Annotated in this window: 12 protein-coding genes; 10 read left to right on the top strand and 2 right to left on the bottom strand. The window is 54.1% G+C overall.

The window, feature by feature from the left end; genetic code table 11:
* Positions 1–4 precede the first annotated feature (4 nt).
* Positions 5–1465: a glucose-6-phosphate dehydrogenase gene (zwf, locus tag RHM61_RS19610; RefSeq protein WP_322248988.1), complete on the bottom strand. Its 1461-nt coding sequence runs from the start codon at positions 1463–1465 to the stop codon at positions 5–7.
* 354 nt (positions 1466–1819) lie between these two features.
* Between zwf and edd the strand changes: the two genes are divergently transcribed.
* From edd to RHM61_RS19560, 10 genes are all read left to right on the top strand, one after another.
* Positions 1820–3652, top strand: a complete 1833-nt coding sequence (edd, locus tag RHM61_RS19605) for a phosphogluconate dehydratase (RefSeq protein ID WP_322248987.1) — start codon at positions 1820–1822, stop codon at positions 3650–3652.
* A 52-nt stretch (positions 3653–3704) separates the two neighbouring features.
* Entirely contained in the window at positions 3705–4349 is a 645-nt protein-coding gene (gene eda, locus RHM61_RS19600) for a bifunctional 4-hydroxy-2-oxoglutarate aldolase/2-dehydro-3-deoxy-phosphogluconate aldolase (RefSeq protein WP_322248986.1), read from the top strand.
* Positions 4350–4401: 52 nt separating this feature from the next.
* Positions 4402–6036 (top strand): glucose-6-phosphate isomerase, encoded by a 1635-nt coding sequence (pgi, locus tag RHM61_RS19595; RefSeq protein ID WP_322248985.1) that lies wholly within the window; start codon positions 4402–4404, stop codon positions 6034–6036.
* A gap of 321 nt (positions 6037–6357) precedes the next feature.
* Positions 6358–9126 (top strand): phosphoenolpyruvate carboxylase, encoded by a 2769-nt coding sequence (ppc, locus tag RHM61_RS19590; protein WP_322248984.1) that lies wholly within the window; start codon positions 6358–6360, stop codon positions 9124–9126.
* Between the two features lie 66 nt (positions 9127–9192).
* Positions 9193–9732: a molybdopterin-guanine dinucleotide biosynthesis protein B gene (gene mobB / locus RHM61_RS19585; RefSeq protein WP_322248983.1), complete on the top strand. Its 540-nt coding sequence runs from the start codon at positions 9193–9195 to the stop codon at positions 9730–9732.
* A gap of 52 nt (positions 9733–9784) precedes the next feature.
* Positions 9785–9985, top strand: coding sequence for a YjfB family protein (locus RHM61_RS19580; RefSeq protein WP_322248982.1), 201 nt, complete (start codon positions 9785–9787; stop codon positions 9983–9985).
* A 186-nt stretch (positions 9986–10171) separates the two neighbouring features.
* On the top strand, positions 10172–10444 hold the full coding sequence (locus RHM61_RS19575) for an antitoxin of toxin-antitoxin stability system (protein WP_322248981.1): 273 nt from the start codon (positions 10172–10174) through the stop codon (positions 10442–10444).
* Between the two features lie 2 nt (positions 10445–10446).
* Entirely contained in the window at positions 10447–10731 is a 285-nt protein-coding gene (locus tag RHM61_RS19570; protein WP_322248980.1) for a type II toxin-antitoxin system RelE/ParE family toxin, read from the top strand.
* Between the two features lie 131 nt (positions 10732–10862).
* Positions 10863–11783, top strand: coding sequence for an endonuclease NucS domain-containing protein (locus RHM61_RS19565; RefSeq protein ID WP_322248979.1), 921 nt, complete (start codon positions 10863–10865; stop codon positions 11781–11783).
* Between the two features lie 302 nt (positions 11784–12085).
* On the top strand, positions 12086–12487 hold the full coding sequence (locus tag RHM61_RS19560; protein WP_322248978.1) for a hemerythrin domain-containing protein: 402 nt from the start codon (positions 12086–12088) through the stop codon (positions 12485–12487).
* An 18-nt stretch (positions 12488–12505) separates the two neighbouring features.
* Here the strand turns inward: RHM61_RS19560 and RHM61_RS19555 are convergent, their stop codons facing one another.
* Positions 12506–12724 carry an RNA-binding S4 domain-containing protein gene (locus tag RHM61_RS19555; RefSeq protein ID WP_322248977.1) on the bottom strand — a complete coding sequence of 73 codons (219 nt, stop codon included), beginning with the start codon at positions 12722–12724 and terminating at the stop codon, positions 12506–12508.
* Positions 12725–12754: the final 30 nt, after the last annotated feature.

Here is a 12754-nt window from a genome sequence, read left to right as displayed (position 1 = left end):
TGGATTAACTTTCTACGAATTCTTCGCCCCAAGCGGCGTTGTTTTGGGCTAATAAATAACTGGAAGCGGACGGGCCCCAACTGCCGGCGATATACGATTTCAAACCTTCGCTGTCGTTTTTCCAGGCTTCCATGATCGGGTCTATCCAAGCCCAAGCGGCGCTGAGTTCGTCATCACGCACGAACAGTGTTAAGTCGCCGTGCATGGCATCGAGCAGCAGTCGTTCGTAAGATTCGACACGGCGCGAGTTCGAGGCTTCGGCGAAGTCCAGATTGAGCGCGACGTCGGATAAGCGTATGCCTTCGCCTGGATCTTTGGCTTTCATGAACAACTGCACGCTTTCTTCCGGCTGCAGTGAAATAACCAGACGGTTCGAACGCATCGGTCCTTGCGATTGACCGAAAATCGAATACGGTATCGGTTTGAAATTGATGGTGATTTCAGCGCTGCGGCTGGCCATGCGTTTACCCGTGCGCAGATAGAACGGTACGCCGGCCCAGCGCCAATTATTGATTTCGGCGCGGATGGCAACAAAAGTTTCTGTGCGCGAGGCCGGCGGCACCCCCGGTTCGGCTTGGTAAGCGATGACCGGCTGACCATTGACGGCACCGGCGCGGTATTGGCCGCGTACCGTGCGTTTGCTGACTTCATCGGGCGAAAATTTATGCAGTGCACGCAGTACTTTGACTTTCTCGTCGCGGATGGCATCGGGGTTGGCATTCACCGGTGGTTCCATGGCGACGATCGAGACTAATTGCAGCAAATGATTTTGCACCATATCGCGCAGTGCACCGGTATGGTCGTAGAAATCGCCGCGCGATTCCACCCCAACTTGTTCCGAAATTGAAATCTGCACATCTTGTATCCAAGTGCGATTCCACAGCGGTTCCAGAAAGGAATTGGCAAAGCGCAGTGCCAACAAATTCTGCACCATTTCTTTACCCAGATAGTGATCGATGCGGTAAATCTGATTTTCTTCGAGATAATTGCGCAGAGATTGATTGATTTCTTTGGCCGATACGGCGTCGCGGCCTAGCGGTTTTTCTACCACGACGCGGGCATTCCCTTCTACCAAGCCATGTTGCGACAGTTGTTCGACCACCGGAATAAAAATATCGGGGCCGGTAGCCAGATAGAACAGTGTGGCATTGGTGGGGCTGGTGTGGACCATGCTTTTGAGAGCCGCGAAATCTTCCGGCACACGCGCATCGATCTTGGCGTAGCGGGTCAAGGCCAGAAATTGCTGCAATGTTTCAGCGCTGGCACCACTGAGTTTGTCGGCATATTGGGCGATGCTGTCGCCAACCCGGCTGCGGTACTCGTCGTCGCTCAGACGTTCACGCGCGGCACCGACGAATTGAAAATCATGATCGAGTCGACCATTCACAAATGCGCTGTAAAGTGCCGGGATAAGCTTACGCTTGGCGAGATCGCCGGTACCGCCGAATAAGACAAATGTGGTCATGGGAACTCCGTATGGGTGCTGTATAAGTATAGAAGCAGGACTGGCGCAAAACCGCCGCAGTGCTCGCCGTGGTTTTACTTGGCCTTGCCGAAACCATTTTACGTCAGTCCTGTGAAAATACTGACAGGCTGAATCAATTATGCCAGAAAATCGTCAGAAATGTAGTTTCGTTACGTTAAATGGGAAGATATTGCGTAATAAAACAGCATAATAGTAATTTTCTGAAAGTTTGTTACGTAAATTGTTTGTTTATGCTATCTTTATCAGCATAGTGACAGAACCCTCCGATGCCACGCTGTTTTGTGCCTCGGCTGCGACGTCCGATTGCTTTCCCATTTCCTTTCAGGTGAGTTCATGACAACATCGACCACGCTGCATCCGGTGATAGACGCGGTTACCAACCGTATCATCAGCCGTAGCAAAACCTTACGCAGCAACTATCTTTCGCAATTGGAGCAAATGCGTGGGCGCGGCCCGCGTCGCGCCAGTTTGTCTTGCGCCAATCAGGCCCATGCCAATGCGGCCATGGATAGCAGTAGCAAAATTTGGCTCAATCAGGCGCAAAAACCGAATATCGGCATCGTCACCGCTTACAACGACATGCTCTCGGCACACCAACCGTATGAATCGTATCCGCAGCAAATTCGTCAAGCGGCGCTGCGTTTCGGCGCCACGGCACAAGTCGCCGGGGCCGTGCCGGCCATGTGTGATGGTGTCACGCAGGGGCGTCCCGGTATGGAATTGTCGCTGTTTTCGCGCGACGTAATTGCGCAAGCCACGGCGGTGGCCTTGTCGCATGATGCCTTCGATGCCACTCTGTGCCTCGGTATTTGCGACAAAATCGTGCCGGGCTTATTGATCGGTGCGCTGGCCTTCGGTCATTTGCCGACTATTTTTATTCCGGCCGGCCCGATGGGTTCAGGCTTATCGAACAAGGCCAAGGCGCTGGTGCGTGAGCGTTATGCGCAAGGTAAAGCGAGCAAAGAAGAATTGCTGGCTTCCGAAAGCGCCGCCTACCACAGCGCCGGTACCTGTACGTTTTACGGTACCGCCAACAGTAATCAAATGCTGCTCGAAGCGATGGGCTTGCATTTGCCCGGCGCGGCCTTCATCCATCCCGAAGATCCTTTGCGCAGCGTGCTCACCGATGCGGCCGTCGAACGCGTGCTGGGCTTGACCGAACAAAGCGGTAACTACAAACCTATCGGCCAATTGGTCAATGAAAAAACCATCGTCAACGCGATCATCGCCTTGCTTGCGACCGGCGGCTCCACCAATCACACCATCCACTGGATCGCCGTGGCCCGGGCGGCGGGGATTCTGATCGATTGGCAAGACTTTGATGAACTGTCGGCCGTCATTCCACTGCTCACCCGCGTCTACCCGAACGGCACGGCCGATGTCAATGCCTTCGAAGAGGCCGGTGGCCCGACTTTTGTCCTGCGTGAATTGCTGCGTGCCGGTTTGATGCATGGCGATGTGATGACGGTGTATGGCGAGCAGGGTTTGCATGGTCATACGCGTCGTCCGGTGTTAAGCGGTAGCGCGCAAGTTGCTTGGACTGATTTGCCGGCTGCCTCGCCGAATGAAGACGTGGTGCGCAATGCCGCCACGCCGTTTGCTGCCACCGGTGGTCTGCGTCTGTTGCAAGGCAATATAGGGCGCGCCATCGTGAAAGCCTCGGCGGTGCCGGAAGAAGCTTGGGTGGTGCGTGCGCCGGCCTTAGTGTTTACTTCGCAGGATGCCTTGGTGGCGGCGTATAAAGCCGGCCAACTTAACCGTGATTTCGTCGCCGTCGTGATTTTCCAAGGGCCGCGTGCCAATGGTATGCCAGAGCTGCACCATTTCACGCCGATACTCGGCAGTTTGATGTCGGCCGGTTTTAAAGTGGCCTTGGTCACGGACGGTCGTATGTCGGGCGCCTCGGGTCGCATTCCGGCAGCGCTGCATGTCAGCCCGGAAGTAGCGCAGGGTGGTGCACTGGGTAAAGTGCGCGATGGTGATCTGATCGAAGTCAACGTCCATACCGGCCAATTACTGGCCTTGGTCGACGCCGCCGAGTGGGAACAACGCAGCGTCGCCAGCCACAACGAAGCGGCGACATTCGGCTACGGGCGCGATTTGTTTGCCACCCAACGGCGCGTCGTGACGGCGCCTGAGCACGGTGCATCGACCTTATTTATCTGATCCGACGCGCTTTTTTTCGCAATTCATTGATATTAAAAAACAGAGAGACATCATGACTACCCATACTACTCAAAGCATCATCGCCAGCCTCGAACAATTGCGGGTCTTGCCGATTCTGGTCACCGATGATGTCGATCAAGCGATACGCTGCGTGCAAACCTTGGCTGCCAACGGCTTGCCGGCGGTGGAAATCACGCTGCGCACGCCGAATGCGATGACGGTCTTGCGCGAGGTGGTGAAAGCTTGTCCTGAGGTGACCGTTGGTGCCGGCACGATTTTAACGGCCGCCCAACTCGATGCCGTGCGCGACGCCGGTGCCGCCTTCGGTATCAGCCCCGGCATCACGCCGCTGCTGGCCAAGGCCGCGCAGGAATCGGGTTTGCCGTATTTTCCTGGGGTTGGCGGTGCCAGTGATTTGATGCTGGCCTTGGAACATGGCTTTCAAGTTGTGAAGCTGTTTCCTTCGGATATAGTCGGCAGCACCAAGATGGCCAAAGCACTCGGCGGGCCTTTCCCCGATGTGCGCTTTTGCCTGACTGGCGGCGTTACCGTTGAAGCCACGCCGGGCTTGCTGCAGCAAGCGAATATTTTGTGTGTCGGCGGTTCCTGGATGTGTCCGGCCGCGCTGATTCAAAATGCCGACTGGGCCGCGATTGCCGTCTTGTCGGCCGCTGCGGCCCAAGCTGGCCAGCGCTGAACGGCGTTCACAGGTATTCCTTCGATTGACTCATTCAATGTAAAGCAAGAACATGGCTACTTCCGTTTCCCGTACTCCGCTCTGGTGTTTGTTACAGCAACGCGCAACCAATATGCCTGGACTGAAAGAATTATTCCGTGCCGATGCCCAGCGGTTCACCCGCTTTTCGGCGTCTGCCTGCGGTATTTTGCTCGATTACTCCAAGCAGCGTATCGATACCACGGCCAAGCTGAATTTATTGGCGCTGGCACGCCAGCAGGAAGTCGAAGCGCGCCGTGATGCCATGCTGCGCGGTGAAGCGATCAATCATACGGAAAACCGGGCGGTGCTGCATACGGTATTGCGTTTGCCAAAAGATGAGTCTTTCGTATTGAATGGGGAGAATATCGCCGCCGATGTACATGCCGTGTTAGCGCAAATGCGCAACTTCAGCGATGCCGTGCGTGAAGGTCGCTGGCTCGGGTTTACCGGTAAAGCGATACGCACCATCGTCAATATCGGCATTGGCGGTTCCGATCTCGGTCCGCAGATGGCCTGCATTGCCTTGGCACCGTGGTCGCAAAAAAATCTTTCTTTGCACTTCGTGTCGAATGTCGATGGCCGTCATGTGGCCGATGCGCTGGCCAATGCCGATCCGGAAACCACGCTCTTCGTGGTCGCTTCGAAAACCTTCACGACCATGGAAACGCTGACCAATGCGCGCACGGCACGTGATTGGATGCTGGCGCACGGCTGCCCGCTCGATCAAATTCGTCAGCATTTTGTGGCCTTGAGTACTAATGTCAAAGCGGCTGGTGAATTTGGTATCGCCGAGGAAAATGTTTTTCCGTTTTGGAATTGGGCCGGTGGCCGCTATTCGATGTGGAGTGCCATCGGCTTGTCGATCGCGCTGTATGTTGGTGCCGATCGGTTTGAAGAAATGCTGGCTGGTGCGCATGAAATGGATTTGCATTTTGCGCAAGCACCGTTGGAACAAAATTTGCCGGTGTTGATGGCCTTGGTCGGTATTTGGAATATCAATTTCCTCGGCTTGCAAGCGCTGTCGATCGCCCCTTACCATCAGCGTATGACGCGTTTGCCGGCGTATTTGCAGCAACTTGAAATGGAAAGCAATGGCAAGTCGGTCACCCGCGAAGGCGAGCGGGTCGACTATCCGACTTCACCGATCTTGTTTGGTGAAGCCGGCACCAATGGTCAGCATGCGTATTTTCAGTTGCTGCATCAAGGGGCGACCATCATTCCTACCGATTTTATCGTCGTTGCCGACGACGATGCCGGGTTGCCCGGCCATAATCAAGCCTTGCTGGCGAATTGTTTCGCGCAATCGAAAGCGATGGCTTTGGGAAAAAACATCGATGAAGTACGTGCCGAGTTGGGTGATCTGCCGGAAAAAATGCTGGCACCTCGGGTGTTTGAAGGGAATCGACCGACCTCGACGGTGCTGCTCGATGAACTGACACCGCGCTCACTCGGCGCCTTGATCGCCTTATATGAGCACAAAGTTTTCGTGCAATCGGTGATCTGGGATATCAATGCCTTTGATCAGTGGGGCGTGGAGTTGGGAAAATCCTTGGCGCAGCAATTGATCAGTCTTGATCCCGCCGCCGTCAAGGAAGAATACGACAGTTCGACACGCGGTTTGCTATTGGCGGTCAAGCGTAGCCAGCAATTTAAAAAAGCTGCCTGAGGCAAGCCAAAGCAGTTTGAAGCAGGCTGAACCGGCCTACCTAGGAGTCTGTCGGGCTTAGGAGTAATCGGCTGCAAAATTGCCTGAGCGGTCCATATTTCGTCTATTTTTTTGTCAATACGCTCGGTATTGACAAAAAAATAGCCAAAATCTGTCCTCGCTCAAGCGATTTTTCGCTTCGATTCCCTAAGTCCGACAGACTCCTAGCCGGTTCAGATCAAGATTTTTCATCTATCCCGCTGCGGATATACCGTAAAATTTAGACAATAGTTATTATTGCCAGACTTTTCCATCCCCTTTCACTCCGAATCCTTACTTGACATGAACGATAAAGACAACGAATTGCACGACAATAAAGACCAGAGCCTGCGCGACGATATCCGCCGCCTCGGACGACTGCTCGGGGATACCGTCAGAAATCAACATGGCGATGTGGTGTTCGATTTGATCGAGCAAGTACGTCAGAATTCGATACGTTTTCGTCGCGAGGCCGATCCGGCCGCGCGCGCCGAACTTGAAGCCACGCTCGATGGCTTGAGCAATGATCAAACCACGCAATTGATACGCGCATTCAGTTATTTTTCGCATTTGGTTAATCTGGCGGAAGATCAGCACCACATCCGCCGCACGCGCGCCCACTTGATTGCCGGTTCCGCACCGCGTCGCGGTAGTCTGGCGCATACGATAGGCGAGTTGTACCGCAGCGGTCACAGCACTGAACAATTGCGCAGTTTTTTTCAAACCGCCCAAGTCGTGCCGGTACTGACGGCCCATCCTACCGAAGTACAACGCAAGAGCATACTCAATTGTCAGATGGTGATCACGCGTCTGCTCGACGAGCGCGACCGCATGCAATTGACGCCGGAAGAATCGGCCGCCAATGAAGAGGCGCTGAGCCGCGCCATACTCACGCTGTGGCAGACTCGGATGCTGCGCACGGCCAAATTGTCGGTGCTCGATGAAGTGGAAAACGGTCTGAGTTTTTACGATTACACTTTCTTGCGCGAATTGCCGCAGTTGTACGCCGGCCTCGAAGATTTATTAGATAGTCAGGATGCCGATGCTGCCTCGACCGAACTGCCAAGCTTCATGAAGATGGGTAGTTGGATAGGCGGCGATCGCGATGGCAATCCCTTCGTTACCGCCAGCGTGCTGGAAAAAACTTTGGCCATGCAAGCGACTCGAGCGTTCAAATTTTATCTCGACGAATTGCATACCCTCGGTTCGCAATTATCGATGGCCAGCTTGCTGGTAGCCGTTTCCGATGATTTGCTGGCGCTGGCACAGCGCTCGCCCGATCATTCGCCGCACCGCTCGGACGAGCCGTATCGACTCGCCATCAGCGGCGTGTATGCGCGCTTGGCTGCCAGTTATACCGAGTTGCTCGGGCTCTTGCCGACCATCGCCGCGAGTGGCGTGGCTGCGCCGTATGCCACGGCCGAAGCCTTGGCGGCCGACCTCGATATCATTCATCATTCCTTGGTCGCGCACGGTTCGGCGGCCTTAACCCGTGGTCGTCTGCGTCATTTACGCCGGGCCGTGAGGGTGTTTGGCTTTTCGCTCGCACCGGTCGATCTGCGTCAAAATTCCGATGTCCATGAACGCGTGGTGGCGGAATTGCTGCAGGCCGCCGATCCGACCATCGATTACCTCGCTTGCAATGAAGAGCAACGCATCGCCTGTCTGATTGCCGAGATCAGCAATGCGCGTCCGCTGGCTTCGCCTTACCTCACGTATTCGGAAGAAACCCAGTCGGAATTGGCGATTTACCGCGCCGCTGCCACGGCCCAGCAACGCTATGGCAAAGCGGCAGTACCGAATTGCATCATCTCGAAAGCCGATGGTGTGTCCGACATGCTCGAGCTGGCCTTGCTGCTCAAAGAGTCGGGCTTGCTGCATCCGGCCGAAGGGCGTCTCGATGTCAACATCATTCCGCTGTTCGAAACCATCGGCGATCTGCAAAACAGTGCGCCGGTGATGGACCGTTTGTTCGGCATTCCGGCTTACGCACGCTTGTTAGCCAGTCGCGACAATGCCCAGGAAGTCATGCTCGGTTACTCCGACAGTAATAAAGATGGCGGCTTCCTGACTTCGGGTTGGGAATTGTATAAAGCCGAGCTCGATCTGGTGCAAGTGTTTGCGCGTCACCAAGTTCGACTGCGTTTGTTTCATGGTCGCGGCGGTTCGGTCGGTCGCGGCGGCGGCCCAAGTTATCAGGCGATACTGGCGCAACCGGCCGGTGCCGTGCAAGGGCAGATACGTCTGACCGAGCAGGGTGAAGTGATCACGGCTAAATACGCCAATCCCGAAGTTGGTCGCCGCAATCTCGAAGTCTTAGCGGCCGCGACCATGGAAGCGAGTTTGCTCTCGCACAGTGAAGTGCCGCCGCGTCCTGAATTTCTCGCAGCGATGGAAGAATTGTCGGATCATGCATTCAAAGCCTATCGTGCCTTGGTGTATGAAACCGCGGGCTTTGAGCAGTATTTCTGGGAATCGACCGTCATTTCTGAAATCGCCGGCCTTAATATTGGTAGCCGTCCCGCTTCACGCAAAAAATCGACCGCAATCGAAGATTTGCGCGCCATTCCTTGGGTCTTCAGTTGGTCGCAATGTCGCCTGATGTTGCCGGGTTGGTTCGGTTTTGGTGCTGCCGTAGAATGCTATGTGCAAGCCCATCCGCTCGATGGCTTGGCGACTTTGCAAGCGATGTTCAAAGAATGGTCATTCTTTGCCACCGTGCTCTCGAATATGGAAATGGTGCTGGCCAAGAGTGATATCGGCATTGCCAGTCGTTACGCGCAATTGGTCAAGGATGAAGCCTTGCGCGCGGCAATTTTCCCGCGCATCGAAGCCGAACATGCCGCTACCATCGCTGTGCTCAAAGCCATCTCGGGTCAGGATGAATTATTGGCGGCCAATCCTTTGTTGGCGCGTTCGATTGTCAATCGTTTCCCCTACCTGTCGCCTTTGAACCATGTACAGGTCGAATTATTGGAACGCTTCCGCAATGGTGACACCGATGAGCGCGTGCGTCGCGGCATACACTTGTCGATTAATGGGATTGCTGCCGGCCTCAGAAACAGCGGTTGATTTAAGGCAAATTAAGATCTGGCGAATTATGCGTATACTGGCGCTTTCTTCTCTTTCAGGTACAGCATGCCACAGCAATTGCTAGGAGTAGTAGGGTGGTCGGGCAGCGGCAAGACCACCTTGCTGGAGTTTCTTGTGGCGCAATTATGTGCCAAGGCGATCAGTGTCAATGTGGTCAAACACAGTCATCACGATATCCACATCGAGCCGCCGCACAAAGACAGCGCCCGCCTGCGCGCCGCTGGGGCGGTGGAAGTGATGTTGGTGTCGCCCTACCGTTACGTGATTGCCCATGAATTACGCCAGCAAGCCGAGCCCAGCTTGGCAGAACTATTACCGCGTATGCAAGATGCCGACCTGATACTGGTAGAGGGCTACAAATGGGAAGTCATGCCGAAACTCGAAGTTTATCGCTCTGTGCTTGGCAAGCCGCAGATTTTCCGTTCTGATCAGCACATTCTGGCTGTCGCCTCCGATGATGCCCGGCCCGATGATTTGCCGGCCGGCTTGGTCTGGCTAAATTTGAATCAGCCTGAACAAGTGCTGGCTTGGCTGCTTGCTGCACTGCAAAGTGGAAATTTAAAAAAATTATCACAACCGGGCTAAAGAAGTCCTGTTTTCCTGCCGTTAACGAAACAGATGGATCAGGAGAATTGTCATGGATATCACAGGAATTGCTAACGTAGCAAGCACGCTGGCGGAAGTCGGTACCAGCCAAGCTGTCAGTATCGCTGTTTTGAAAAAAGCCAATGATATGGCCACCGAGACCGCAACGGCCTTGATCGACGCCATCCCTTCCACCAACCCAGTCTCGAATCTGCCGGCCCACTTGGGGCGCAATATCAATACTACGGCTTGATTGTATAGCGCCGTCCCATCGTTCTCGTAGGTAGCTCAGGCGCCTAGTCCGATTTTGGCTAAAAGTGTTGCCTTGGCCGGAATTTTTTCTCACTGTTCTGGGCGGCAACCAGCATCAGAACCGCAAAGTTGCCGCTGTTACTGAGAACGTATATACTTCCTTCATCCATTTTAATAGGCTGGTACTATGTCCAAAGAAGCCATTTTTACGATGAAGCTTGAGCCCGAGCTGCGTGCTGATTTCATGCAGGAAGCACAGGCGATACACCGCTCCGCGCCTCAAGTCGTGTGTGAGTTGATGCGCGAATTCGTTCAACGTCAGCGCGAAGTGCGTAAATACGATGAATTTCTCGCGCGCAAAGTAGCTGCTGCTCGCTCCTCAATGCACGCTGGCGTTGCTCACTCCAATGATGAAGTTGAAGCCATATTTTCTGCTCGCCGTGCGGCCGTGAATGCTTGAGTATGAGGCTGGTTTGGACGCCTGAAGCACTGCTTGATCGTGACGATATCTGGGACTATATCTCAGCCGACAATCCGCGCGCGGCCGCCCGTATGGATGAACTGTTCAGCGATGTGGCGGCCCGATTGGTCCATCACCCTCAACTGGGGCGAGCAGGGAAAATACCGGGAACCCGCGAGGTGATAGCGCATGAAAGCTATCGTTTGGTCTACGAAATCAGCGACGAAACAGTATGGGTGTTGGCCTTGGTTCACACTGCACGCTTGTGGCCATTGGAGCGTGATTGAGCGCACTGAACCGAAGCATAACGAAATGGAGTGAGTTTTTCTGCTGAGCGACTGATTTCATTGTAAATTTTAGTGCCATTGATGATGTGAATCGCATTATCAATGGCATTTTTCATGGCATTGAGAGAAAAATGAAAAATTATTATCGCCTTATGCTGGGCAAACAAAGTATGTATGCCGAACGCTGTTTTGCCGGCAATTTCATCGGCGTTGATTTTGATGTCAGGCAGAATTTGCATGATTCGCTGAGCGAAGAGTGGCGTGAATTCAATAAGCATTTTATTCCAGTTTTTTTGGCGGCGCATCCTGGTAAAACTCGGATCGGTGCCGGGCTGGCTTGCGGTTTTTTGTGGACGGTAGCGAAGGGCATAAGTAGCGGCGATATTGTGCTGTGCCCTGATGGGAGTGGCGCATATCGAATCGGTGAGGTCAGTGGCGGTTATATCTATGCACCCGACGAGATCCTGCCGCACCGGCGGCCGGTGGTCTGGTTCAATACTCGTATCGAACGCAGTGCAATGAGTGATGCATTGCGTAAATCAGCCGGCTCGATCGGTACGGTTAGTGAGGTGACGCGTTACCGTGACGAGCTTGAACAATTGATCGGCGGAGTGGTCAGCATACAGCAAGTGCTCAGCGGTGCGGAAGACCCTGGTGCGTTTGCACTCGAGAAGCATCTCGAGGATTTTCTGGTGCAAAACTGGGCGCAAACTGAACTGGGTCGGTCGTACGATATTTATGAAGAAGATGGCGAGCGGGTTGGACAGCAATATGCTTCCGATACCGGGCCGATGGATATATTAGCCATTAGTAAGGATAAACAATCTTTGCTGGTGGTGGAGCTCAAGAAGGGCCGTGCCAGCGACGCGGTGGTCGGACAGGTGTTGCGCTATATGGGTTTTGTTCAGGAGGAGCTGGCCGAGGTGAATCAGATTGTCAAAGGTGCCATTATTGCGTTTGATGATGATGCACGTATTCGCCGCGCACTTTCAGTCGCACCGAATGTGAGTTTTTATCGGTATCAGATTAGCTTTAAATTGTTGAAGTGCTAGCCGTAATGCTGAACGAGTCGATGCGCTTTCTTCATAGAGTGTAGCAAAAGGGTTTTCAGTCCGGATCATTACCTCAGCCGACCATCACGTCATATGCGATAGTCTCAAAAGCATGCTGAAATGATATAGCTTATTAAGCGCGGAAACCGATAGGATGCTTCCCGCTGACCTCGATTCCTCGCCGAACACACCAAATACCGCTACCCTACGCGCTTTCCAGAACAGAATCCATGATTTTCCTCAAGCAAATTTTGTGCTGATCAGCCATAATCTCAGCCTGTTATTTGTGAGAGGAATTGATGATGAGCACGCCTATCTGGGGCTGGTCCGAGCGACTGAGTCTGCATTACCAGCCCATGGATGCTACCCATGAAGAATTTGTCAGCCTGTGCGCGGCGTTGTTGTCAGATGACCCGGCCAGCTATCTGACGCGGCTCGATGCGCTGATCGCCCACAGTGTGATCCATTTTGCCCAGGAAGATCAGTGGATGGTGGCGCATGACTTTCCACCGGCCGGCTGCCATCAACGTGAGCATACGGCGGTACTCGAATTGATGAGCGAAGTGCGCGCGCGCGTGGCGGCCGGTGATGAGGAGCTTGGGCCACGGCTGGCGGAAGAGTTGCCACATTGGTTCGAACACCATGTCGACACCATGGATAACATGCTGGCCCGCTTCATGGTTGGCTTAGAGCAAACAGCCTGAACGCCGGAGGTCGGCCGTTCAGACGGCGACGACGCTGATGCGGATGTCGCCGATCTGCACCACTTGGCCGGCGCGGATTTTGGCAGTTTTGCGCGTCTCTTGTTGCCCGTCAACTTTGACATCGCCGCTGGCGACAATCATCTTGCCCGCGCCACCGCTTTCGCACAGGCCGACCAGTTTCAAGAGCTGATTTAATTCAACGAATTCGCCTTCCAGGCTGAAGCTGAGTTTTTGCATCATGTTTCCTATTGAAAATTCAAAACAGCC

The sequence above is a fragment of the Undibacterium sp. CCC3.4 genome (assembly GCF_034347425.1).
In the GTDB taxonomy this organism is placed as follows: Bacteria; Pseudomonadota; Gammaproteobacteria; order Burkholderiales; family Burkholderiaceae_D; genus Undibacterium.
Note: the sequence above shows the minus strand (reverse complement) of the source record. Positions and strands in the feature narration are given on the sequence as shown.